General features: G+C 71.0%; 20 protein-coding genes. 14 read left to right on the forward strand and 6 right to left on the reverse strand.

The window, feature by feature from the left end:
* The first annotated feature begins 147 nt into the window (after positions 1 to 147).
* From boxB to ABIA35_RS39490, 3 genes are read left to right on the forward strand one after another with little or no spacing between them, the layout of a single operon-like run.
* Positions 148 to 1,581: a benzoyl-CoA 2,3-epoxidase subunit BoxB gene (gene boxB, locus ABIA35_RS39480; RefSeq protein WP_370344732.1), complete on the forward strand. Its 1,434-nt coding sequence runs from the start codon at positions 148 to 150 to the stop codon at positions 1,579 to 1,581.
* A complete protein-coding gene (boxC, locus tag ABIA35_RS39485) occupies positions 1,578 to 3,317 on the forward strand; it encodes a 2,3-epoxybenzoyl-CoA dihydrolase (protein WP_370361334.1) in 1,740 nt (579 codons plus the stop codon). The genes boxB and boxC overlap by 4 nt, the downstream gene beginning before the upstream one ends.
* A gap of 48 nt (positions 3,318 to 3,365) precedes the next feature.
* Positions 3,366 to 3,938 (forward strand): class I SAM-dependent methyltransferase, encoded by a 573-nt coding sequence (locus ABIA35_RS39490; RefSeq protein ID WP_370344734.1) that lies wholly within the window; start codon positions 3,366 to 3,368, stop codon positions 3,936 to 3,938.
* Here the strand turns inward: ABIA35_RS39490 and ABIA35_RS39495 are convergent.
* Complete coding sequence (locus ABIA35_RS39495; protein ID WP_370361335.1) at positions 3,924 to 4,769, reverse strand: PaaX family transcriptional regulator C-terminal domain-containing protein; 846 nt, start codon at positions 4,767 to 4,769, stop codon at positions 3,924 to 3,926. The genes ABIA35_RS39490 and ABIA35_RS39495 overlap by 15 nt on opposite strands.
* Positions 4,770 to 5,071: 302 nt before the next feature.
* Between ABIA35_RS39495 and ABIA35_RS39500 the strand changes: the two genes are divergently transcribed.
* Both ABIA35_RS39500 and ABIA35_RS39505 read left to right on the forward strand, forming a co-directional pair.
* Positions 5,072 to 6,547: an APC family permease gene (locus ABIA35_RS39500; RefSeq protein WP_370361336.1), complete on the forward strand. Its 1,476-nt coding sequence runs from the start codon at positions 5,072 to 5,074 to the stop codon at positions 6,545 to 6,547.
* 70 nt (positions 6,548 to 6,617) lie between these two features.
* On the forward strand, positions 6,618 to 7,850 hold the full coding sequence (locus ABIA35_RS39505) for a PucR family transcriptional regulator (RefSeq protein ID WP_370344737.1): 1,233 nt from the start codon (positions 6,618 to 6,620) through the stop codon (positions 7,848 to 7,850).
* A gap of 181 nt (positions 7,851 to 8,031) precedes the next feature.
* Here the strand turns inward: ABIA35_RS39505 and ABIA35_RS39510 are convergent, their stop codons facing one another.
* The gene (locus ABIA35_RS39510) at positions 8,032 to 8,661 is read right to left on the reverse strand and encodes a TetR/AcrR family transcriptional regulator (protein ID WP_370361337.1); all 630 of its coding nucleotides are present in this window, start codon (positions 8,659 to 8,661) and stop codon (positions 8,032 to 8,034) included.
* A gap of 30 nt (positions 8,662 to 8,691) precedes the next feature.
* Positions 8,692 to 9,675, reverse strand: coding sequence for a LacI family DNA-binding transcriptional regulator (locus ABIA35_RS39515; RefSeq protein WP_370361339.1), 984 nt, complete (start codon positions 9,673 to 9,675; stop codon positions 8,692 to 8,694).
* Positions 9,676 to 9,893: 218 nt separating this feature from the next.
* On the opposite strand from ABIA35_RS39515, the gene ABIA35_RS39520 reads away from it, so the two are divergent.
* The 4 genes from ABIA35_RS39520 (at position 9,894) to ABIA35_RS39535 (ending at position 13,437) form a co-directional block, all read left to right on the forward strand.
* Positions 9,894 to 11,258 carry an extracellular solute-binding protein gene (locus ABIA35_RS39520; protein WP_370344740.1) on the forward strand — a complete coding sequence of 455 codons (1,365 nt, stop codon included), beginning with the start codon at positions 9,894 to 9,896 and terminating at the stop codon, positions 11,256 to 11,258.
* Between the two features lie 164 nt (positions 11,259 to 11,422).
* Positions 11,423 to 12,238, forward strand: a complete 816-nt coding sequence (locus tag ABIA35_RS39525; protein WP_370344798.1) for a carbohydrate ABC transporter permease — start codon at positions 11,423 to 11,425, stop codon at positions 12,236 to 12,238.
* A gap of 1 nt (position 12,239) precedes the next feature.
* Entirely contained in the window at positions 12,240 to 13,076 is an 837-nt protein-coding gene (locus tag ABIA35_RS39530; RefSeq protein ID WP_370344741.1) for a carbohydrate ABC transporter permease, read from the forward strand.
* Positions 13,077 to 13,170: 94 nt separating this feature from the next.
* Positions 13,171 to 13,437, forward strand: a complete 267-nt coding sequence (locus ABIA35_RS39535) for a hypothetical protein (RefSeq protein WP_370361340.1) — start codon at positions 13,171 to 13,173, stop codon at positions 13,435 to 13,437.
* Positions 13,438 to 13,444: 7 nt separating this feature from the next.
* Here the strand turns inward: ABIA35_RS39535 and ABIA35_RS39540 are convergent, their stop codons facing one another.
* Positions 13,445 to 14,638: an ROK family protein gene (locus tag ABIA35_RS39540; RefSeq protein WP_370361341.1), complete on the reverse strand. Its 1,194-nt coding sequence runs from the start codon at positions 14,636 to 14,638 to the stop codon at positions 13,445 to 13,447.
* A gap of 148 nt (positions 14,639 to 14,786) precedes the next feature.
* Here ABIA35_RS39540 and ABIA35_RS39545 point away from each other — a divergent pair, with 148 nt between their 5' ends.
* On the forward strand, positions 14,787 to 15,131 hold the full coding sequence (locus ABIA35_RS39545) for a VOC family protein (RefSeq protein WP_370361342.1): 345 nt from the start codon (positions 14,787 to 14,789) through the stop codon (positions 15,129 to 15,131).
* A gap of 25 nt (positions 15,132 to 15,156) precedes the next feature.
* Here the strand turns inward: ABIA35_RS39545 and ABIA35_RS39550 are convergent, their stop codons facing one another.
* A complete protein-coding gene (locus tag ABIA35_RS39550; protein ID WP_370344745.1) occupies positions 15,157 to 15,402 on the reverse strand; it encodes a hypothetical protein in 246 nt (81 codons plus the stop codon).
* 127 nt (positions 15,403 to 15,529) lie between these two features.
* On the opposite strand from ABIA35_RS39550, the gene ABIA35_RS39555 reads away from it, so the two are divergent.
* From ABIA35_RS39555 to ABIA35_RS39565, 3 genes are all read left to right on the forward strand, one after another.
* A complete protein-coding gene (locus tag ABIA35_RS39555) occupies positions 15,530 to 16,702 on the forward strand; it encodes an ATP-binding protein (protein ID WP_370361343.1) in 1,173 nt (390 codons plus the stop codon).
* Positions 16,699 to 17,409, forward strand: coding sequence for a response regulator (locus ABIA35_RS39560; RefSeq protein WP_370344747.1), 711 nt, complete (start codon positions 16,699 to 16,701; stop codon positions 17,407 to 17,409). Before ABIA35_RS39555 ends, ABIA35_RS39560 begins: the two co-directional genes overlap by 4 nt.
* A gap of 133 nt (positions 17,410 to 17,542) precedes the next feature.
* Positions 17,543 to 19,855, forward strand: a complete 2,313-nt coding sequence (locus ABIA35_RS39565; protein WP_370344799.1) for an amino acid permease — start codon at positions 17,543 to 17,545, stop codon at positions 19,853 to 19,855.
* Positions 19,856 to 19,960: 105 nt separating this feature from the next.
* Here ABIA35_RS39565 and ABIA35_RS39570 read toward each other — a convergent pair whose 3' ends face one another.
* Complete coding sequence (locus ABIA35_RS39570) at positions 19,961 to 20,971, reverse strand: ArsR/SmtB family transcription factor (protein ID WP_370344748.1); 1,011 nt, start codon at positions 20,969 to 20,971, stop codon at positions 19,961 to 19,963.
* Between the two features lie 83 nt (positions 20,972 to 21,054).
* On the opposite strand from ABIA35_RS39570, the gene ABIA35_RS39575 reads away from it, so the two are divergent.
* Complete coding sequence (locus ABIA35_RS39575; RefSeq protein WP_370361344.1) at positions 21,055 to 22,482, forward strand: hypothetical protein; 1,428 nt, start codon at positions 21,055 to 21,057, stop codon at positions 22,480 to 22,482.
* Positions 22,483 to 22,743 lie beyond the last annotated feature (261 nt).

Consider the following 22,743-nt stretch of genomic DNA (forward strand, 5'->3'; position numbering starts at 1 on the left):
CCCGAACATAAAGATCTGGAGAATAGTAGTGGACGATGATGTTCGACAGCATATTGGCAGTCGCGCGCGCCGAGTGTAGAACGTTAACAGGGCTCCGGCACACCGCCGAAGAGCCCGGCGGCTTCGCGCAGCGCAAGGAGGGCCCTGATGCCCGTGCCGATCGACTACAGCGAACGCATCCCCAACAACGTGGGTCTGGCCGGCGACCGGCGCCTGCAGCGGGCTCTGGAGGGCTGGCAGCCCCGGTTCCTGGACTGGTGGCGCGACCTCGGCCCGGCCCTGCCCACGAAGGACGTCTATCTGCGCACTGCCACGGCCGTCGGCCGGGACGGCTGGGCCCACTTCGCGCACGTCCCGATGGAGCAGTACCGCTGGGGCATCTTCCTGGCCGAACGCGATCCGGACCGGGTCATCGGCTTCGGCCGGCACAAGGGCGAACCGGCGTGGCAGCAGGTCCCCGGCGAGCATCGCGCCGTCCTGCAACGCCTGATCGTCATCCAGGGCGACACCGAACCGGCCTCGGTCGAGCAGCAGCGCGTCCTCGGCCGGACCGCGCCGAGCCTGTACGACCTGCGCAACCTCTTCCAGGTCAACGTCGAGGAGGGCCGTCACCTGTGGGCGATGGTCTACCTGTTGCACGCCTTCTTCGGGCGCGAGGGCCGCGAGGAGGCGGACCAGCTGCTGCTCAGGCACTCCGGCGACCACGACAGCCCCCGGATACTCGGGGCCTTCAACGAGGCGACCACCGACTGGCTCCAGTTCTTCATGTTCACCTACTTCACTGACCGGGACGGCAAGTACCAGCTCGGCACACTGAAGGAATCGGGGTTCGACCCCTTGGCCCGTACCTGCGAGTTCATGCTCAAGGAAGAGGCGCACCACATGTTCGTCGGGACGACCGGCGTGCAGCGGGTGGTGGAACGGACCGCGCAGCAGATGGCCGCGCACGATACCGAGGACGTGCTCGCGTACGGTGCCATCCCCCTGGCGATCATCCAACGTTATCTGAACTTTCAACTATCGGTGTCGCTGGACCTGTTCGGCTCCGAGCGGTCCACGAACGCCGGCACCTACTTCAGCGCCGGCGTGAAGGGCCGCTGGCAGGAGACCCGCCGCGACGACGACCACGTCCTGATCGGCGCCGAGCGCTCGATGACAGTGGTCGAGGACGGACGGTTGACGGCCCAGCCGGTGCCCTTGCTCAACGCCCTGAACCTGGACCTGCGCGACGAGTACATCGCCGACTGCGCCCGCGGGGTGAAGCGCTGGAACCAGGTGCTCGCCGAAGCAGGGCTCCCACACCGCCTTGCGCTGCCGCACGAGGGATTCCACCGCAAGGTCGGCGCCTACGCGGGGCACCACATCAGCCCGGACGGCGAAGTCCTGGACGCCGCTGCCTGGGAGGCGCGGTCCAAGGACTGGCTGCCGACTCCGGAGGACCGTGCGGCCGTGGCCTCGATGATGCAGCCGGAGTACGAGCCGGGACGCTTCGCCGCCTGGATCACGCCGCCGCGCACCGGCATCAATGAGCAGCCGGTCGAGTTCGACTATGTGCACCTGGCCGAGGAGGGCATCGGATGACTGGCGTGGACTCGACCGGTGTGGGCTTGACCGGCGTGAGCTCGACCGGTGCGGACTCGACCGCTGTGGGCTTGACCAGTGTGGACTTCGACACCGCGCCGGACCGGTACCGGCACTGGACGCTGCAGCTCGACGGCGCGATCGCCACGCTCCGGCTGGCCGTCGCCGAGGACGGCGGACTGGTGCCGGGGTACGCGCTGAAGCTGAACTCCTACGACCTCGGCGTCGACATCGAGCTCTACGACGCCGTGCAACGGCTGCGGTTCGAGCATCCGGAGGTCCGCGCCGTGGTGCTCACCGGCGGCCTGGACAGGATGTTCTGCGCGGGCGCCAACATCAGGATGCTGGCTCAGTCCTCGCACGCGTGGAAGGTGAACTTCTGCAAGTTCACCAACGAGACCCGCTGCGGGATCGAGGACGCGAGCGCGCACTCCGGGCAGACGTGGATCGCCGCGGTGAACGGCCCGGCGGCCGGCGGCGGCTACGAGCTGGCGCTGGCGTGCGAGCACCTCGTGCTGGTCGACGACGGTTCCACGACCGTGTCCCTGCCCGAGGTGGCGCTGCTGGGCGTGCTGCCGGGCACCGGCGGGCTGACCAGGCTGACCGACAAGCGGCATGTGCGCCGCGACCGCGCGGACGTCTTCGCCACCAAGACAGAGGGCTTCCGAGGGGCGACCGCGTTGGAGTGGGGACTGGTCGACACAGTCGCCTCGCCAGTGCGTTTCGCGACCGAAGTCGCACGCGTGGCCGAGGAGGCGGCGCGCCGTTCGCGCCGGGCCGAGGGGATCGAGGCCGGAGCCGAGAAGGGCATCGCGCTGACGCCGTTGGCGCGGGCCGTCGACGGGGACTCGCTGGCCTATCCGTTTCTGACCGTCGAGATCGACAGGGAAGCCCGTCGCGCGGACCTCACCCTTCTCGGGCCGAGCGACGCGCCGCCCGCCGACGTCCACACTCAGGGGGCTGATTACTGGCCGCTGGCCCTGACTCGCGCGCTCGACGACGCGATACTCCGGTTGCGGACGAACGAACCCGAGATCGGGACCTGGGTCCTGCGCACCCGCGGCTCGGTCGAGGCGGTCGCGGCGTACGACGCGCAGCTGACCGCGCTGGCCGACGACTGGTTCGTGAACGAGGTGCGGCACTACTACAAGCGGACGCTGAAGCGGCTCGACATGACCAGCCGAAGCCTGGTGGCGGTGATCGACCCGGGAAGCTGCTTCGCCGGGCTGCTGCTGGAAATGGCGTTGGCCGCGGACCGGCAGTACATGCTGGACGGAGTGTTCGAGGACGTCGATCCGGACGCCGAACCCGCCGTGCTGATGGTGACGGCCGCGAACCTGGCCGCGTGGCCGACCGCGAACGGGTTGAGCCGCCTGGCGATGCGGTTCTGGGGACACGATGGCGGCCTGGAAGCCGCGGCGTATGTGGGGGAGCGGCTGAACGCCGACGCGGCGGTGGAGCTGGGGCTGGTCACCTACGCGCTCGATGATCTGGACTTCGAGGACGAACTGCGCGTGGCGCTGCAAGAACGTGCGGCGCTGTCGCCGGACGCGCTGACCGCGATGGAGGCGAATCTCCGCTTTCCCGGCCCGGAAACCATGGAGACGAAGATCTTCGGCCGGCTCGCGGCGTGGCAGAACTGGGTGTTCGTGCGGCCGAACGCCTCGGGCCCGAACGGTGCGCTCTCGCGGTACGGCTCGGGGGTGGCGGCGGACTTCGATCGCCGGCGGGTGTGACCGCGCGGCGGGATGAAACGCGCGCTTTGATGCGCTTAGGGTCTATTCATGGCTTTTCTCAGCGATGTGGCCCGGCGTGCCAAGCTCCAGTTCTTCCTCGGTCAGCTGCCGAAGGACGCGCGCATCCTCGAAGTCGGCTGTGCCGACGGCTGGTTCGGGGAGTTCGCAGTCCGCCATGGATGGACTGATCTGGTGGGGATCGACATCGTGCGGCCGGCGAAGCCACTGGGGCACGAGTTCGTGCACGGCGACGTCAACCGCTGGCGGGCGCTCGGGCTGCGGCCCGCGTCGTTCGACGCGATCGTGGCGTTCGAGGTCATCGAGCACGGCGACTTCTACGCCGCGATGGCCGACCTGCTCAAGCCCGGCGGCAAGCTGATGGTGACCACCCCGCTGCCGCACATGGACTGGGCGTGCAAGGTGCTGGAACGGCTCGGTGTGAACCAGCGCCGTTCCAGCCCGCACACCCACCTCATCTACCTTCGGGACCTGCCCCCGGTCTTCCGGCTGAAGCACTCGCAGGTCAAGGGAGGTGTGTCGCAGTGGGGAGTCTTCGAGCGGGTGCCGCGTCAGCGGAACCATGTGGCTCTTGTGGAGGACGAGCCGTCACGCGCCGTCTAAGGCGTCCCATTCCCGTTGTGCCGCCTGGCTCCATTCGGCGTGCCGCGCGTGGAAGACCTCGACGGCTTTCGCGCCGGTCCAGTCGGCGGGCAGCAGCTCGCGCGGCAGACGCGGGTCGAGGAAGGGGAAGCGGCGCCATTCGTGGACCAGGCGGCTCTGGGCCCGCAGGGCGGCCGCGTCGGTGTCGGGCGCGAGGGCGCCGAACGTCGTGACGAACGCTTCGTACTCGGCTTCCAGGGTGCTCAGGTCCCAGGCGCGGGCGACCATCGCGGCCTGGCTGCCGACGGCGCCGTGCGCCGCGGTGAACGACATCGCGCCCTGATCCAGGTCCAGGTCGCGCAGGACGTGCCGGGCCTCCTGCTCGCGGGCCGGGTCCGGGTTGATCCAGACGCCGGGGTCGGGGGTGCCGAAGCCGGCCCAGGTGAGGCGGGTGCGCAGGCGGTGGCGCAGATCGCGGCGGGTTTCCGGGACGGTCACCAGGAGCATGAGCCAGCGGCCGTCCCAGGCGGGGGCGGTGCGTCCGAAGGCGAAGATGCGCTCGGCGCCTTCGGTCAGCAGCCGGCGGCCCTCGGGGGTGAGGGTCCAGCGCACGCGGCGGCCGACGCGTTCCGAGGCGATCCAGCCCTCGGCGGAGGTGCGGGCCAGTGCCTGGCGCGCGGCCTTCTCCTCGACGCCGTCCGCGCTGAGCGCTTCCACGATGGTCGAGGTCCACGCCGGACGTTCGTAGGGGAGGACGTATTCGCCGAGGAGGGTCATCAACAGTGATCGGGCACTGAATGTGTTCGTCTCGCGACGCCGGGTGACGCGCGGCGATGCTTCGAACCCCTCCATGACGCACCACGGTACCGGTGCGCGGCGTCGATTTTCTGTGGAGCGCACGTGTTTCCGTCGCCTGGTGATCCAAGGCTGTGGGGCTCGCATGCCTGCGAATGTGGTGGCGACGGCCGGTGTTGGGGACTATCTCCAACCGCTCTTGATCAAACAGCGTCGGCGCGGGCTTCGCTATGTCCGCATTTACTGCGGAATTCGCGGCTGACCAGCCTTGACGCCCGTTACGTCCATCACTTTTCATAGCCCGAACACACGGGTCGCTCATGGCCCGTGGCCGATCGGTGTGGAGGCGGTAGTCGAGTATGACCGAGATCTTGGCGCGGCCTTCGGCTTCCGCATCCTCCGGCACGCCCGACACAGCCGGTACCGCGGCCGGCACCACCGGTACGCCCGGCGCCCCCGGCAAGCCTGCACTCGCCCGCTCGCTGGGTCTGGTCGGCGCGGTCCTGCTCACCCTGTCCTGCCTGACCCCGGCCAGCTCGCTGTTCGTCATCGTGCCGGGCCTGTTCGCCACGCAGGGCACCGGGACGGCGCTCACGCTGGGGATCGCCGGCGTCCTGTGCGTCGGCGTCGCCTTCTGCTACTCCGAGCTGGGCACCCTGATTCCCTCGGCCGGCGGTGAGTACGCCATGGTCGGGTCGCTGCTGGGGCGGGTCTCGGGCTGGCTGACGTTCTTCCTGGCCGGGGTCGCGGCGTTCATCATCCCGCCGATCATCGCCATCGGGACCGGGGAGTACCTGCACGCCGCGATTCCGGCGCTGCCGGTCAGCGGGGCGTACACCGGGGCGTTCGTGATGGCGGCGTCGACCATCATGGGCGTGTTCGACCTGCGCGCCAACGCCTGGATCACCGGGGTGTTCCTGGTCCTGGAAGTGATCGCGGCCGGGGTGGTGGCGGTGCTGGGGTTCTCGCACGCGCATCAGGGGGCCGGCGTCCTGATCCATCCGGTGGTGTCCGACGGGCAGCACACCGGGGCGCTGCCGTTCGCGACCGTCATGGTCGGTCTGGCTGTGGCTTTGTTCGCCCTGCAGGGTTTCGCGACCGCTGTCTACCTCTCGGAGGAGATCCAGGAGCCGCGGCGGAACGTCTCGCGGGCGGTGCTGTGGACGCTCGGGCTCGGTGCGGTCGTGGTCGTCGTGCCGACGGTGGCCATCACTCTGGGGGCCGGCGGCGCCAGTGCGCTGACCGGCGACAACTTCGACCTGATCGGGATGGTCAAGGGCTGGAGCGATTCGGCGGTCGGGGCCTTCGTCGCGCTGTGCATCGCCGCGGCCATCGTCAACGCGGCGATCGTCATGGTGATCCAGAACTCGCGGATCCTGTTCGCCTCGGCGCGGGACAAGGCGTGGCCGGAGCCGGTGAACCGGGCGCTGGGCACGGTGTCGGAGCGTTTCGGGGCGCCGTGGGTCGCCACGCTGGCGGTCGGCGCGCCCGGGACCGCGCTGTGCTTCGCGCCGGTCGCCACGCTCAACGGGATCACCGGGGTCGCGGTGACCGGGCTGTACCTGATCGTCGCGGTCGCGGCGCTGGCCGGGCGGCGCGGGGCGCACAAGGCGAAGAGCGCGTGGCGGATGCCGCTGTGGCCGGCGGTGCCGGTCCTGGTCGTGGCGAGCCTGGTCGGCGTGCTGTTCGAACTCTGGCGCACCCAGCCGTCGGATCTTTACTGGACGCTCGGTGCGACCGCCGTGGCTGCGCTGTACTGGGTGCTGTATCTGCGGCCGCGGGCCGCGACGCGGTGGCTGATCGACGTCGACCCCGGCGCCCCCGACGCTCAGTGATCGAAGTGGGAACTCCCGGAACTGGGAAAACCCATTCCGGGAGATAGCCGGATCGCTACGATGCGTAGCTATGGCGGACGACGATCAGGTGGACGCCGGGGCCGAAGCGCTGGCCGACCGGATGCTCGAACGCACCGAGGAGTTCGCGGCGGGTGTCGCCGCCCGCATCATCGCCCTGGTTCCCGCCTACGCCGAACGGGTGTCGCCCGCCGACCTGCACCGCTCGGTGGTCGAACACTTCCGGGTGATCTTCGACGGCCTCCTGGACCCGGCCCTGGACGGCAACGCCCCGGCCGACCTCGCCGGCCGCGCCCGCGCCGCCGAGGGCGTGCCGATGTCGGCGGTGTTCGAGGCGTACCAGATCTCGCTGGCGTACATCTGGGAGCACCTGGCCGAGGCCGCCGAACGCGACGAGGTCGCCCCCCGGGTCGCCCTGCGCGCCGCCTCGGCCCTGTGGCGCCGCCTGTCGGGCTTCACCGACGTGATGTCCGACAGCTACCGCACGGAACTCGCGGCTCGCATCCGCAGCGAGGAGCAGCGCCGCTCGGCCCTGATCCAGGCCCTGCTGGAGGGGCACCTGTCCGAACCGCAGGTGTGGGAGGCCGCCGACGCGCTGCGGCTGCCGCACCAGGGCCCGTACGTGGTGATCGCCGCCCGCGTGGCCGGCGCCGGCGAACACGGCCTGACCCGCGGCATGGAGGAAGGGCTCCAGCGCCAGAGCATCACCTCGGCCTGGCGCCTGCTGCACGACGTCGAGATCGGCCTGGCCAGCCTGCCGCGCCCCGCGGACCAACTGGACGTCCTCATCGACGCCCTGGCCGCCGACAGCGTCGGCCGCGTCGGCATCAGCCCCCTGTTCGACGACCTCACCGGCACCTCCCAGGCCCTGCGCCTGGCCCGCGTAGCCCTGCGCGGCGCGGCCGGCCCCGGCAAGGTCGTGGTCTTCGGCCGCGACTCCCTGTCGGTGGCGGCGGCCAGCGCCCCCGACGTGATGGCCAGACTGTCCCGAGCAATCCTGTCCGGCCTGGACAACATGCCCGCCGAGGACCGAGCCATCCTCCTGGACACCTTCGGCGCCTGGCTCGACCACGGCGGCTCCGCCGACGAGGCGGCACGAACGCTGTACGTGCACCCGAACACGGTGCGATACCGGCTGAGGCGCCTGGAGGAGCGGACCGGCCGGACGCTGTCGGATCCGCGGCACGTGGCGGAGCTGAGCTTGGCGTTCGAGGTGGATCGGGGGCGGGTGGCTTCGCTGGCGGAGGGGGATGGCGAGGCGAGCGGGAGTTGGGCGGCTGATTGAGCTGGCTTGCGGCGGCTGTTAGGCGGCTGCCGGCGGCGAACTGCCGAGGTCGGCGGCTGGCAACGGCGAACTTTCGAGGTTGGCGGTTGGCGGCGGCGAACTTTCGAGGCTGGCGAACTGCTGCGGCTTGCGGCTTGCGGTCGGCGGCGGCGAATGCGGAGGCTGCGGCGTCAATCCCAGCTCAGCCGCCCCCGCCGCCCCGCACCACAAAAGCCCCCGCGCGCGCCCCCGCCGCAGCCGCCGCCGCGGCCCGCTCGGCGCTCGCCGCGTCCAGCGCGTCGCCGCTGACCAGGAAGCGGTAGTACAGCGGCGCCGAGACCGCGCGGATCACCTCCGCCGCGTCAGTGCCCTGCGGGACCTCGCCGCGCGCGGCCGCCTGCTCGACGCATGGGGCCCACTCCGCGATCCGCGTCGCGTAGAACCGGTGCAGCGCCGTCGCTGTCGCCGGGTCGCCGGCCGCCGCCGTGATCACCGCCTTGAACAGGGCGCTGGAGCGGGGGTCGGTGAGTGTCTTGCGGACCAGTTCCGCGTTGGCTCGCAGGTCGCCGTCCAGGGTGCCGGTCTCGGTGCGGGGCAGGGATTGGTCGGCCATGTCGATGAGCAGGTCCGCGACGAGTGCTGCCGGGGTGCCCCAGCGGCGGTAGACCGTGGTCTTGCCGATGTCGGCGCGGCGGGCGATGTCGGCCAGGTCCAGGGCGTCGAAGCCGTGCTCGATGAGGGCGTCCTCGGCGGCGCGCAGGGCCGCCTCGCGGGTGCGGGCGGTGCGGCCGCCGGGGCGGAGGGTGCCGGGGGGTGGGGCTTGGTCGGTCATCGGGGGTATTTTAACGGCACTGGGGCTCCGTTAGGGTGGCGGTCTTTCTCCGGAGCCGCGGGCTGTCAGGGTCACCGGGACCGTGATCGTCTCCGGGGTGCGGTCCGGTTCGGCCAGGCGGGCCGTCATCAGGTGCAGGGCGGCGTAGGCCATGGCCGAGCTGTCCTGGGAGATCACCGTCACCGGGGGGTCGAGCAGGCCCGCCAGGGGGAAGTCGTCGAAGCCGACCAGGGCCGGGCGGCGGTCGGGCGGGACCTCGGCGGCCAGGTGGGTCAGGACCGCCAGGGTGGTCGTGACGTTGCCGGTGACCAGTGCGGTGGCCGGTGAGTCCCCCGACAGGACGGCGCGCATCGCCGTGCTGATGCGGCTCTGCACGGTCTCGCCGGTGTGGACCAGCCCTGTCACGGCGCGTCCGTCGGCGCTCAGGCAGGCGCGGAAGGCCGCCGCGCGTTCCCGGCCGGTGAAGATGCGTTCGTGGTCGCCGATGTAGGCGATCCGGGTGTGGCCGTGGGCGGTGAGTTGGCGGTAGGCCATGCGGATGCCGGCCGCGTTGGCGGCTAAAACCGCGTCGGTCTCGGGGCCGGCGACGGGCCGGTCCACCGCCACCACCGCCAGGCCCGTGGCCATCTCCGGGGCGAGGTAGGAGTGGTCCGGGCCGATCGGTTCGACGACCACGCCGTCGAAGCCGCGCCGGGCCATCGACAGCACCACCGCGCGCTCGCGCTCGACGTCGTCCGCCGTGGACGCGGCGAAGACGGTCAGGCCGGAGGCGTACGCGCCGCGCTCGAACTCCGCCAGCAGCGGGTTGCGGGCCGACATCTCGCGGGCCGCCACGCCGATGGTGCGGCTCGTGCCCCGGCGCAGTTGCTGCGCCTGCTCGTCGGGGCGGTAGCCGAGGGTGTCGATGGCGGTCTGCACCCGGCGGGCGAACTCCGGGCCGACCGTCGGGTCCTGATTGACCACGCGGGAGACCGTGCTGACCGCGACGCCGGCCTCGCGGGCGACGTCCACCATTGTCGGGCGTCTGGACCGGCGCCCTGAAGCCTTCGTCATGGAATATCCGCTCTACGGGCCGCCGTGACCTGATCGAGACATTCGCAGGGCTTGACGGTGCCCCGGACCACGCGCCTAGATTAACGCGAAAATAACGTTTTCTCAAAGCATGGCGCCACTCCCTCCTCTTCCTCCGCCGCGCGCCCACGCGGTGGAGACTCTGTCGCGAAGGAGTCAGGATGTTGTCCACGGGTATACGTATAGCCTGCGCCGGCGGGGCCGCCGCGCTCGCCCTGACCGCCTGCTCGTCGTCCTCCTCCAGTGGCGGCAGCGGCGGTAAAACGCTCAAGGTCGCCTACGTCAAGTTCGGCAACGAGATCCAGGTCGACGCCCACATGCAGAAGGTGAAGGCGCAGTTCGAGGCCGCGCATCCCGGGATCACGGTCAAGCTGGACCCGATCGCCGCGGCCGAGAACGACTACTACACCAAGATCGACCTGATGATGGGCTCCGGCTCGACCGCGCCCGACGTGGTCTACGAGGACACCTTCCTCATCAACTCCGACATCAAGGCCGGCTACCTGACGCCCCTGGACTCCTACCTGTCGACCTGGAGTGACTGGTCGCAGTTCCCGGACACGGCCAAGTCCGCAGCGCGCGGCAGCGACGGCAAGACCTACGGCGTCCCGATGGGCACCGACACCCGCGCGCTGTACTACAACAAGGCTCTGCTGACCAAGGCCGGGATCACGATGCCGTGGCAGCCCAAGAGCTGGCAGGACGTCCTGGCCGCCGCTAAAGCGGTCAAGGCGAGCTCGCCCGGCGTGGTCCCGCTCAACGTCTACGCCGGCAAGCCCGACGGCGAGGGCAGCACGATGCAGGGCTTCGAGATGCTCCTCTACGGCACCCAGGACACCCTGTACGACAGCTCCACCAAGAAGTGGACCGCTCCGAGCAAGGGCTTCACCGACGCCCTGCAGTTCCTCAAGGACGCCTACGGCAGCGGCCTGACCATCCCGCCGCAGCAGGAGCTCGACCCGAACATCCCCAACGTGGTCGCCGGCCAGATGCTGCCCCAGAGCAAGCTCGCCATCGACCTGGACGGCTCCTGGGTCACCGGCACCTGGGGCGCCTCCGGGGCCAAGCCCTGGGCCGACTGGAACTCCGCGATCGGCGAGGCGGCGATGCCGACGCAGGACGGCTCGGGCAAGGGCACCATCAGCATGTCCGGCGGCTGGACGCTGGCGGTGACCGCGAAGTCCAAGAACAAGGACCTGGGCGCGCAGTTCATCGAACTGGCGCTGAACAAGGACAACTCGGCGTCCTACGACATCGCCGACAGCCAGATCGCGGTGCGCAACGACGTCGCCGCCGACCCGAAGTACCAGAGCACGAACCCGACCACCGCGTTCTTCACCGGCCTGGTCCCGGTCACCCAGTACCGCCCGGCCTACGCCGAGTACCCGAAGGTGTCCGACGCGATCCAGGTGGCGATGGAGGCGGTGATCACCGGCCAGTCCTCGCCGGCCGACGCCATGAAGGCGTACACCGAGACCCTGAAGGGCATCGTCGGCTCCGGCGACGTGGCGGCGGGCACCAGCTGATGGAGCCCCGCGCACAACTCGCCGGCAAAGATCTTGCCGGCGCAGACCTTGCCGGCGCAGATCTCGCGGGCGCGGCGGTGGGGCAGGCTCTGTCCCCCCGCCGCGCCCGCCGGGCCCGCGCGGCCCGGGCGACCCGGCACCTCCCGCTGGCGCCGGCCCTGATCATGCTCTTCCTGTTCTTCCTCGGCCCGGTGCTGTGGAGCATCTACAGCTCGTTCACCAACGCCGCGCTCACCGGCGACGGCGCCCAGAACCCGCAGTGGGTCGGGCTGGACAACTTCCGCCGGCTGTTCTCCGATCCCAACGTCACCAACGGGATCTGGCTCACCGTGGTCTTCGTGCTGGGCTCGGCGGTGATCGGCCAGAACCTGCTGGGCCTGGCGATCGCGCTCCTGATGCGCGGCCGCGGACGCTGGGTGCGCGGGGTGGTCGGCGGGATCGTGGTGTCGGCGTGGGTGCTGCCGGAGGTCGTCAGCGCGATCATCTGGTACGCGTTCCTGGGCCAGAACGGGACCTTGAACCAGCTGATGAAGGCCGTCGGGATGAGCGGGCAGGACTGGCTCTACAGCAGTCCGATGCTCGCCGTCATCATCGCCAACGTCTGGCGCGGCACCGCGTTCTCGATGCTGGTGTACAACGCGGCGCTGGACGACGTCCCGACCGATCTGCAGGAGGCGGCCGAGCTGGACGGCGCGACCGGCTGGCGCAAGCTGTGGTCGGTGATCCTGCCGCTGATCCGGTCCTCCATCATGACCAACCTGATGCTGATCACCCTGCAGACGCTGTCGGTGTTCACGCTGATCTACGTCATGACCGCCGGCGGCCCCGGCTTCGCCAGCTCGACGCTGCCGGTGCTGATGTACCAGCAGGCCTTCAAGTTCTCCGAGGTCGGCTACGGCACCGCGATCTCGTTGCTGCTGCTGGTGATCGGCGCCGTGTTCTCGTTCGTGTACGTGCGCGTGCTGAAACCGGAGGCGTGAGATGGGGGTGGACACACCGCGCAGGCGCGCGGCCGGAGCGGTCTGCACCGGCATCCTGATACTCATCGCGGCGGCGTTCCTGGCGCCGCTGGTATGGCTGGTGCTGTCGTGTTTCGACGCCTCGGCGCAGACCTCCACACAGTTCCCGGACCATCCGAGCCTGGACAACTTCAAGGCCGTGATGAACACGGACCTGGCGTGGCGGCCGCTGTGGAACGGGCTGCTGCTGTGCGGCGGCTCGGCGCTGATCACCGTGGTGATCGCGACCCTGGCGGCGTACCCGCTGTCCCGGTACCAGACGCGTTTTCGCAAGCCGTTCCTGTACTCGGTGCTGTTCGCGACCGGCCTGCCGATCACCGCGATCATGGTCCCGGTCTACGGGCTGTTCGTGCGGCTCCAGCTGATCGACTCGATGCCGGCCACCGCGGTCTTCCTGGCGACCACCTCGCTGCCGTTCGCGATCTGGCTGATCAAGGGCTTCATCGACAACGTCCCGATCAGCCTGGAGGAGGCCTCGTGGGTGGACGGCGCGACCCCGATGGTGGCGCTGCGGCACATCGTGGTGCCGCTGATCGCGCCGGGCATGTCGGTGGTGCTGATCTTCACCTTCATCCAGGCCTGGGGCAACTTCTTCGTGCCCTTCATCCTGCTCCAGAGCCCTGAGAAGCTGCCCGCGTCGGTGACCGTGTTCACCTTCTTCGGGCAGTACGGGGCGGTGGCCTACGGCCAGCTGGCGGCGTACTCGGTGCTGTACTCGATGCCGGTCGTGGTGCTCTACCTGATCGTCTCGCGGGCGATGGGAGGCGCCTTCCGGTTCGCCGGCGCGGCGAAGGGGTGACGGATCCGCCCTTCGCCGTCACCGACGGCTAGGATCGGCACCTCAACGAGTTGTCGCCGTGCCCCGGCCTCGTCGGCCCGGGTCCTTCAGGGGAGTGAGCAGTACGGACCTCCCGGTCCCCGGACCCGACGAAGCCGGAGGCGAGCCAGACCCCGCCGCCGCGCCCTCGCGTGCCCGCCTGGCCGGCTACGGCTGGCTGCCGTGGGCCGGCGGCGCGGCGGTGGCGGCCGCGCAGGTGCTGATGGTCGTCCTCGGCTCCGGGTCGTGGCGCGCCGTCGGAGTGGCGGGGCTGGTTTTCGTGACGCTGGTGGGGATCGGGTTCGCGCTGTTCGGCAGCGAAGGCGAAGAGGACAAGCAGTAGCCCGCCCTCAGCCGGTGCGCTCCCGGATCACCTGCTCGACCGCCACGGACGCCGCGACGGCCGCCGCCCCGGTCAGCACCGCGCTCTCCCCGAGCGCGGAGACCTCCAGCCGCGGCGGATACGGCAGCCGCTCCTGCAGACGCAGCGCGACGCGCTCCAATAAGAGATCGCCGTTCAGCCCGATCCCGCCGCCTAGGATGACCAGCTCCACATCCGCGACGGCCGCGAGCACCCCTATGTAGGCGCTGATGCGGCGCGCCACCTCCTCGACGACCTCGGTGGCCCGCGCGTGGCCGGCCCGGGCGCGGTCGAAGATCAGCTCGGTCGTCAGCGGCGCGCCGGCGTCCGCGAGCTCGGCGGCGTGCGGCTTCGCGAACTCGACGATCGACGCGGCGCAGGGATCGTTCGCGGCGAACGCCTCGGTGTCGAAGGCGCTGTCCAGTTCGCCGGCCGCGCCGGAGTGGCCGCGGTGCAGGTGGCCGTGCAGGACCAGACCCGCGCCGACCCCGGTGCCCACCGACAGGAAGGCGAAGCTCTCGGCGGCGGCGCCGGTGCCGTGGGTGTTCTCGCCGAGCGCCGCGAGGTCGATGTCGTTCTCGACGGTGAAGGGGAAGCCCAGCGCCGCCTCCAGCTCCGTGGCGATCGCGAATCCGTTGAGGGCCGGGATGTTCAGCGCCTGCCAGACCCGGCCGGTGTGCCGGTCCACGACGCCCGGCACCCCGGCCACCGCGTGCCGGACCGTCGCCGGGTCCACGCCGGCCGCCTCGACCAGCTCGGCGGCCAGCCGCGCCGCCGCCGCGACCATGCGCGGGGCGTCCAGGCCGTGCACGTCCACGTCCCGGCGTGCCGCGATCACCGCGCCGGGCCCGGCCAGCACGCCGCGCAGCCGGTGCGCGCCGAGGTCCAGGGCCAGCGCGTGCACGCCGTCGGGCTTGGGGCCGAAGAACACCGCGCCGTGCGAGGGGTCGCGCGCGGAGTCGGGGGACTGCGTGACCAGACCGGTGGCCAGAAGTTCCTCCAGCAGCACCGACACCGTCGGCTTCGAGATGCCGGTGAGCCGGGCGATCTCGGCGCGGGAGATCGGGTGGCCGCCCTCGATCACCGACCAGACGGTCCGGATGTTCATCTCCCGGAGCGTGGCCGCGGTGACACCGGAGGTCGGGCGCACAGCGCGGATGCTCATGGACGCGGGGATGGTCATGAACGCAGAGTACGGCGAATGCCCGACGGGCGTTCGCGACGGCGGAGGCCAGGTGGGCATTGGCACGGTGTGAGGATGCGCGCGCTGTGCGTGAGAGCTCTGTGAGAAGCCCTGGCCCCCGCGCCGAACAGGGGCTTCGCTGGAATACGTGGCGACAAGCGTCCCGATCCTGCCCAGCGCCGACCTCGAACGGACCCGCGCGTTCTACTGCTTCCTGGGCTTCACCGTCGTGGACGCCGCCGACGAATACCTTCGCCTGCGCTACGACGACGCGGAGGTCCACTTCTACCCGGCCCCCGACACCGACCCGGCCGAGAACCCCTCCGGGTGGTACCTGCGGGTCCAGGAGCCCGAGGAGCTCCGGGAGAAGTGGTCCCACGACGGGGTGGAGTGCCCGGAGGTGCCGGTCCCGGCCGTGTACGGCCCGACCGTCTTCGCCGTCGCCGACCCGGACGGCGCGCTGCTGCGCGTGGGCCCGGCCGACCGGCTCTGAGGCGACCGGCGCTGAGGCAAGCGCTTCAGCCCTGCGGATACCCGCCGCCCGGCTTCCAGAACTCGATCGCGTCGTTCAGGAAAAGGTGCACATAGCCGCACCGCGCGCAGACCAGCCCGGTCGCGGACTGGTTGGACCAGCCCAGGTTCATGAACTCCGCACCGGTGGTGTTCAGCTTCACTTCCCGGTCGAAGAACTGCTCGGACTGGCAGACCAGGCACCGGAACGGGATCCGGTTGATCGTGACCAATATCGCCGCGTTGCGTCCCATGGTTCCCCCGCTTCACGCCAGAAGCACATGATCGCGCGTGATACCGCGCTCGCAATATGCTGCACACGATATCCCCGGGCACGTCGGCCCGGGGCGCGGCGGCGCGGCGAGGAGCCAGGGAGGACCGATGCCGGACTTCGGACGCCAGTGGCGCGGGCTGGCCGCGGCGCTGGTCGTGCCCCCGCTCCTGACGGCCGTCCTGACGACCTTCAACGAGCGCCTCAACCTGAGCAGCCAGGTCCTCATCTACCTGGTCGCGCTCGTGGCGATCGCGCGGGTCTGCGGGATGGTGCCGGCGCTGGTCGCCGCGATCTGGGCGGCGATGCTGCTCGACTACTACTTCATCTCGCCGATCCACACCTTCCGCATCGCGGTGGCCAACGACGTGATCGCGTTCCTGGCCTTCCTCATCGTCGCGGTGACGGTGGCCTCGGTGGTCGAGTACTCCGGCAAACAGTTCCGCCGCGCCACCCGCGCCGCCGCCGAGGCCGCGCAGCTGGAGGCGGCCGACCGGATGCGCACCGCGCTGCTCAACGCGGTCTCGCACGACCTGCGGGCCCCGCTGGCGGCGGCCCTGGCCTCCGTGGACACGCTGCGCGATCCGCGCTTCGAGCTGTCCGAGGACGAGCGCGGCGAGCTGCTCGGCGCCGCGCACACCTCGCTGGGCAGGCTCTCGCGGCTGGTGGAGGACCTGCTGGACATGTCGCGGTTGCAGTCCGGGGCGCTGAAGCCGCGGCTGGAGGCGGTCTCGGTCGACGAGGTGATCCCGCGCGCGCTGGACGACGTCCCGGCCGCGGCCGGCCGTGTCACCTACGCCGCGAGCCCCGGCGGCGTACCGCCGGCCCTGGCCGACGGCGCGCTGCTGGAGCGCGTGGTGGCCAACCTGGTCGGCAACGCCGCCAAGCACACCTCCTCGCGCATCGAGCTGACGGCGAGCGGGGTGCACGCCGGGTTCGGCACGGCCGTCCCCCGGAAGACAGGCGACACGGACGCCACGGACGCCACGGACGCCACGGACGGCTCGAGCCGCGAGCCCGGCGACAAGGTGGAGATTCGCGTGATCGACCACGGCCCCGGCATCCCGGCCACCGACCACGAACGCGTCTTCCGCCCCTTCCAACGGCTCGGCGACCACGACAACACCGCCGGCGTCGGCCTCGGCCTGGCCCTGGCCCGCGGCCTGGTCGAGGCGATGGGCGGGGAACTGCGCCCCGAGGCCACCCCCGGCGGCGGACTGACCATGGTGGTGGCGGTGCCGGCCCGCGCGGCGGCCGGCCCGGCGAAGGAGGCTGTCCGGTGAAGCGCCTGCTGGTCGTGGACGACGAGGCCCAGCTGCTGCTGGCCGTGCGCATCAACCTGTCGGCGCGCGGCTACGACGTGGCGGTCGCCGCCGACGGCACCGCGGGCCTGGCCGCCGCCGCCCGCCGCCCCCCGGATCTGGTGGTCCTGGACCTGGGCCTGCCGGACATGGACGGCGTCCGGGTCATCAACGGCCTGCGGGGCTGGACCACGGTGCCGATCCTGGTGCTCTCCGGCCGCACCGAGTCCTGGGACAAGGTGGAGGCGCTGGACGCCGGCGCCGACGACTTCGTCACCAAGCCCTTCGACATGGACGAGCTGGCCGCGCGGGTGCGGTCCCTGCTGCGGCGCTCGGAGCCGGAGAACACGACCGGGCCGGTGATCCAAGTCGGGCACCACCTGGTGGACCTCGCGGCGCGCACGGTGAAGCGCGCCCCCGGAGCGCCCGAGGACGTGCCGGAGGCGGTGCGCCTGACGCGCACCGAGTGGGCGGTCCTGGAAGTCCTGCTGCGCCATTCCGGCCGCCTGGTCTCCAGCAAGCAGCTGCTGGCCCATGTGTGGGGGACCGAGCACGAACCCGAGGGCAGCTACCTGCGGTTCTACCTCGCGCGGCTGCGGCAGAAGCTGGAACCGGAGCCCTCAAGCCCGCGGCAGCTGCTGACCGAGCCGGGGATGGGCTATCGCTTCCAACCGTTGGAAACTCGTTAGGGGATCGTGGTCGCCGCGCATGTGCGGTGTGAGCAGCACGTGAGAAATAATCAGCCTGACGCTAGTGATTTCCGGGTGCACCGGCCGTAGGCTCGCGATCGTGCCAAGTGCTCTGGGGATCGCAAAACGGGTCATGGTCGGCAGGCCGATGCATAGCGAACTGCTCGGCGAGACGCTGCTGCCAAAGAAGATCGCTCTGCCGGTGTTCGCCTCCGACGCTCTGTCGTCGGTCGCCTACGCCACCGAGGAGATCCTTCTGGTGCTCTCCGCCGGGGGACTGGCGTTGCTGCACTTCACGTGGTGGATCGCGGCGGCCGTCGGGCTGCTGATGCTCGTCGTGGTCGCCTCCTACCGGCAGAACGTGCACGCCTACCCGTCAGGAGGCGGCGACTACGAGGTCGCCACGACCAACCTGGGCCCGAAGGTCGGGCTCACGGTCGCCAGCGCCCTGATGGTCGACTACATCCTCACCGTCGCGGTGTCGGTGTCCTCCGGCGTGGCCAACCTGGCCTCGGCCTTCCCGGCGCTCAACTCGCACGTGGTGCTGATCGCGGTGGTCGTGATCGCCGTGATCACGCTGCTGAACCTGCGCGGCGTCCGGGAGTCGGGCACGGCGTTCGCCATCCCCACGTACTGCTTCGTCGCCGCGGTCGGCATCATGATCGTGACCGGGCTGGTCCGCGTGGTCTTCGGCCACGGCCTGCACGCCGAGAGCGAGCACTACACGATCACCAACGCCGGGCACTACAACGGCGTCCTGCTGGTCTTCCTGCTGCTGCGCGCCTTCGCCTCCGGCTGCACCGCGCTGACCGGCGTCGAGGCGATCAGCAACGGCGTCCCGGCGTTCAAGCCGCCGAAAAGCAAGAACGCCGCGACGACCCTGGCGCTGCTCGGCGGCATCGCGGTCGCGATGTTCGCCGGCGTCACCGCGCTGGCGCTGGCCGGCCACGTGCACGCCGCGGACGCGGCGAACCTGTCGGGCCTGCCGGCCGGTCAGCAGCCGCGCACGGTCATCGCGCAGGTCGCGCGGTCGGTGTTCGGCGGCTCCTCGCCGTTCTTCTTCATCCTGCAGTTCGTGACGGCCCTGATCCTGGTGCTGGCCGCGAACACGGCCTTCAACGGCTTCCCGGTCCTGGGCTCGATCCTGGCCAAGGACGGCTACCTGCCGCGCCAGCTGCACACCCGCGGCGACCGGCTCGCCTTCTCCAACGGCATCCTGCTGCTGGCCGGCTTCGCCACGCTGCTGGTGGTGGCGTTCAACGCCTCGCCGACCCGGCTGATCCAGCTGTACATCGTCGGCGTGTTCGTGTCCTTCGTCTGTTCGCAGACCGGCATGATCCGGCACTGGAACCGGCTGCTGCGGGACACCGCAGACCCGGTGGAGCGCCGCCGGATGATGCAGTCGCGCGTCATCAACGCCGTCGGCGCCGGCGTGACCGCCGCGGTGCTGGTGATCGTCCTGGTGACGAAGTTCGCCAAGGGCGCCTGGATCGTGGTCCTGGCGATGCCGATCATCTGGCTGATCATGCGTGCCATCAACCGGCACTACGCCGCGGTGGCCCAGGAGCTGACGCCCTCGGACGACGCGGTCTTCAGCCTGCCGGCCAACAACCACGCCATCGTCCTGGTCTCCAAGCTCCACCTGCCGACCCTGCGCGCGATCGGCTACGCCAGCGCCACCCGCCCCAGCAGCCTGGAGGCGGTCACGGTGAACCTGGACGACGCCGAGGTCGAGGCCCTCAAGGCGGAGTGGGAACGCCGCTCGATCCCGGTCCCGCTGACCGTGATCGCCTCGCCCTACCGGGAGATCACCCGCCCGATCATCGAGTACGTCAAGCGGGTCCGCACCGAGAACCCCGACGACGTGGTCACCGTCTACATCCCGCAGTACGTGCTCGGCCACTGGTGGGAGCAGGTACTGCACAACCAATCCGCGCTGCGCCTGAAGAGCCGGCTGCTGTTCCAGCGCCGCGTCGTGGTCGCGGCGGTGCCGTACCAGCTCCAGTCGGCGACGGCCCGCATCGAGGCGGCGAAGGCACAGAGCGCGTACCAGGGGAGCGCCATGACCAAGCCCAAGCCGCCGCGCCAGCGGACCCGCCTGCAGAACCTGACCCTGGAGAACGAGGAACTGGAGGCCGCCGAACTGTCGCAGGAGGTGAGCCCCTGCGGCGCCACGGCCATCGCCGACTGCCCGGACCGCGAACCGGTGGTCCTGGCCGGGACGCTGCGCACGGTGCGCCTGCGGCCGCGCGCCGGCGTGCCGGTCCTGGAGGCCGACCTGTGGGACGGCACCGGCTCGGTGACCGTCAGCTGGCTGGGCCGGCGGCAGATACCGGGCATCGCGCCGGGGCGGCGCATCATGGTGCGCGGCCGGATCACGACGACCGGCGGGCAGCGCGCGGTGTACAACCCGATCTACGAGCTGCGGCCGGGGCCGGCGGACTGATCGGGGCGCAGGCGGGCGCCGGCTGACCGGTCCGGTTGGCCGGATTGTCCGGCCGGTGTTCCCACCTGCCCTCACCAGCGCCGTGTTTGCCGTGCCCGTGCGCGGTTATCCGGCACCACGTGTGGACTGATACAGAACCCTGCGAACGTCTCGCGTCCGGCGGACCAGCCCGGCTCGATGCAGGATCTGCAAGTGGTAGGACACGGTTGACGGGCTCAGCCGGAGTCGGCCCGCCACCTCGCCGGTCGTCGCCGGGTCCGCCACGGCGGCCAGGATCCGGGCGCGGGTCCGGCCGATGAGCTCGGCCGGGCGCGGCGGCGTGGGTGGTGCGCCCAGCGGCCGGTGCGCCACCGGGTACATGAACATCGCCGGGCGGCGCTGCGGGTACGGCCACGGCCCCGGCCGCCCGGGGTCGTAGCCGGGGATCGCGCAGCGCGGGACCGGGTCGATCACGTTCCACCCGCGGGTGATGAACACGCTCGGCAGGAACGTGATGGCCTGCTCCGGGACGTCCACGTCGAAGCGGCCGCGGACGCGCACCGCGCCCTCGCGCCAGTCCATCCGCGGGTCGAGGGACTCGATGGCCGCGGCGAAACCGTGCCTGCCGACGGTCTGCAGGCGTTCGCTCACGTCCGCCTCCAGGCGGGCCCTGATGCGCGGCCAGCGCGGCGCCAGCGCGTCGATCCAGACCTGTTCCAGCTCGGTGGCCAGCCGCTGGGCCGTCTCCTGCTCGTCGGCCTCGGTGAGCAGGCGCGGCAGTGTGCGGCCCACGGTGTTGGCGGGATTGCCGTGCGCGGCGACGGCCAGCTCGCCCGCGACGCGCCACGCAGGGGTGGTGGCGACCGCGTGGAGTTCCTCGATGGCCTGACTCTCGAAGCGGGCCAGCATCGGCGTCAGGAAGTCGGGGATGTAGTGGCCGGCATTGTCGTCGACTCGGACCAGCGCCGAGAGCAGGTCCAGGCGGCGGGTGGCGAACGTCTGCCGCAGCGGCGCGCGCAGGGCCGGCGCGAGCGTGCCGGTCGTCGCGGCTATCAGCATGTTGACCGTCTCCGCGACCGGGGACAAGGCGAACCGCGAGCGGGCCAGGCCGTCGGAGCCCAGCTGGATCCTGATCATCTTCGAACCCGTTCGAATTCGTGGACTCGGCCGGTGCCGCCCCCGTTCCCTGGAGGACGAGACGGCGCGTACGGGAGGTTGCGATGGGGCGGAAGCGCGGGGTCGCCGGCTGGGCGGCGGTGGCGTTGGCTGTGGCGGCCTGCGGGTCGGCGGCACAGGCACAGGCACAGGCCCAGGCACAGGTGCAGGCACAGGCGCCGCCGGGCGGCACGATGTCGGGAACGCTGAACGGCGTGCCGTACGTCGTCGACGTCCCGGCCGGGTGGAACGGAACCGTCCTGCTGTGGAACCACCCCTACGACCCGAGCGTGACCGCGCCACAGGACGCCGACGCCGGCAACCCCGAGGTGAAGACCTGGCTGCTGGCCCACGGCTACGCGCTGGCCGGCATCCAGTACCCGAACGTGGCCTTCCCCACGCCCGGCGCGATCGGCGACGACCTGGCGCTGCTCTCCTGGTTCCGCACCCACGTCGGACGCCCGAGCACCACGCTGACCTGGGGCATGTCGCTCGGCGGCCAGCTGACGGCGGGGCTGGCCGAGCGTGCGGCCCCGGCCTTCGACGGCGCGCTGCCGATGTGCGGGGAGACAGCGGGTCCGGGTCCTGATTTCAACGCCCTGCTCGATGCCGCGTACACGCTGAATACCTTGGTATGGCCCGCGAATCCGGTGCAGATAACGCACATTTCCTCTCCGGCGGCCAACCAGGCGACGGCCTTGGCGCAGCTGTCGGCCGCATGGCAGTCCGCGGACCCGCGAACCCAGGCCCGGCTGGCGCTGGCGGCGTCCCTGGCCGACATCCCCGGCTGGGCCGACTCGCTGGCGCCGGAGCCCACGGCGCTGGGCGACCGGATCGACGCGGCGGTCGCGTATCTGTACTACGAGGTGCCCGAATTCCTGTGGGGGACCGGACGTTCGGACACCGAGGCGTTGCTCGGCGGGAACCCCTCCTGGAACATCGGCGTCGACTACCGCGCGGAGTTGGCGGATTCGGCGTCGCACGACCTGGTGGAACAGGCCTACGCGCGCGCCGGAGGATCGGCGGCCCTGGACGCCGACCTCGCCGCCTTGGACTCCGGACGGCGGGTCGCGCCCGACGTCGGCGCCGCGGCCAGGCTGGCGGTACAGGGGAGCATCACCGGGCTGGTGGGGATCCCGGTGCTGACCCTGCACGACACCGGCGACGGCATCGCGCCGGTCGGGAACGAGCGCAGCTATGCCGACGCGGTCGCGCGGGCCGGGCGTTCGCCGCTGCTGCGGCAGGAGTTCGTGGCGCGTGCGAACCACTGCTTCTTCACCGGATCGGAGGAGATCACGGCGTTGCGGACGCTGACCGCGCGGGTGCGGACCGGAGCGTGGCCGACGACGTCGGCGGCGGCGCTGAACGCCTCCGCGAGTACGTTCGGGCCGGAGTACCAGCAGATGGCGAGCTACTTCTCGCCGGGCCCGGCGACGGTGACGCCGGCGTTCGTCGACACGCGGCCGCTGCCGTTCGTCCGCGCTGTTCCGTAGTCAATGTGTTGAAATGGGACGTCGAGGCGGCTTTGCCTGGTGTGCGGGGGCACACGGCACGGTCCGCCCGGTTCCGGGGCGGCGTGGCGCCCTTCAAGGGCGGCGGTGCGGTCGGTGCGGTTGCGGATGGTGGACCCGACGCCGCGCCGGTCGCGCTGCCGTGGCTGGTCACGTCCGCTGGTGTGGTGTAACTGACCTTGAGCTGGGCTCTAGCGCGTTGGGAGCCATCGCAGGACGTTCGTAGGGAAGTGTTCGAAGTTT

It is taken from the genome of Catenulispora sp. MAP12-49, from assembly GCF_041262705.1.
Classification (GTDB): Bacteria; Actinomycetota; Actinomycetes; order Streptomycetales; family Catenulisporaceae; genus Catenulispora.

Bases quoted from the DNA above. Each gene is read 5' to 3' on its own strand.
- ABIA35_RS39525 (WP_370344798.1), top strand. From the start codon at position 11,423: ATGCTCTTCCTGTTCTTCCTCGGCCCGGTGCTGTGGAGCATCTACAGC.
- ABIA35_RS39530 (WP_370344741.1), top strand. From the start codon at position 12,240: ATGGGGGTGGACACACCGCGCAGGCGCGCGGCCGGAGCGGTCTGCACC.
- ABIA35_RS39540 (WP_370361341.1), bottom strand. From the start codon at position 14,638: ATGACCATCCCCGCGTCCATGAGCATCCGCGCTGTGCGCCCGACCTCC.
- ABIA35_RS39550 (WP_370344745.1), bottom strand. From the start codon at position 15,402: ATGGGACGCAACGCGGCGATATTGGTCACGATCAACCGGATCCCGTTC.
- ABIA35_RS39570 (WP_370344748.1), bottom strand. From the start codon at position 20,971: ATGATCAGGATCCAGCTGGGCTCCGACGGCCTGGCCCGCTCGCGGTTC.
- ABIA35_RS39495 (WP_370361335.1), bottom strand. From the start codon at position 4,769: ATGGAGGGGTTCGAAGCATCGCCGCGCGTCACCCGGCGTCGCGAGACG.
- ABIA35_RS39490 (WP_370344734.1), top strand. From the start codon at position 3,366: ATGGCTTTTCTCAGCGATGTGGCCCGGCGTGCCAAGCTCCAGTTCTTC.
- boxB (WP_370344732.1), top strand. From the start codon at position 148: ATGCCCGTGCCGATCGACTACAGCGAACGCATCCCCAACAACGTGGGT.
- ABIA35_RS39575 (WP_370361344.1), top strand. From the start codon at position 21,055: ATGGGGCGGAAGCGCGGGGTCGCCGGCTGGGCGGCGGTGGCGTTGGCT.
- boxC (WP_370361334.1), top strand. From the start codon at position 1,578: ATGACTGGCGTGGACTCGACCGGTGTGGGCTTGACCGGCGTGAGCTCG.
- ABIA35_RS39515 (WP_370361339.1), bottom strand. From the start codon at position 9,675: ATGGTGGACGTCGCCCGCGAGGCCGGCGTCGCGGTCAGCACGGTCTCC.
- ABIA35_RS39565 (WP_370344799.1), top strand. From the start codon at position 17,543: ATGGTCGGCAGGCCGATGCATAGCGAACTGCTCGGCGAGACGCTGCTG.
- ABIA35_RS39520 (WP_370344740.1), top strand. From the start codon at position 9,894: ATGTTGTCCACGGGTATACGTATAGCCTGCGCCGGCGGGGCCGCCGCG.
- ABIA35_RS39500 (WP_370361336.1), top strand. From the start codon at position 5,072: ATGACCGAGATCTTGGCGCGGCCTTCGGCTTCCGCATCCTCCGGCACG.
- ABIA35_RS39510 (WP_370361337.1), bottom strand. From the start codon at position 8,661: ATGACCGACCAAGCCCCACCCCCCGGCACCCTCCGCCCCGGCGGCCGC.
- ABIA35_RS39505 (WP_370344737.1), top strand. From the start codon at position 6,618: ATGGCGGACGACGATCAGGTGGACGCCGGGGCCGAAGCGCTGGCCGAC.
- ABIA35_RS39555 (WP_370361343.1), top strand. From the start codon at position 15,530: ATGCCGGACTTCGGACGCCAGTGGCGCGGGCTGGCCGCGGCGCTGGTC.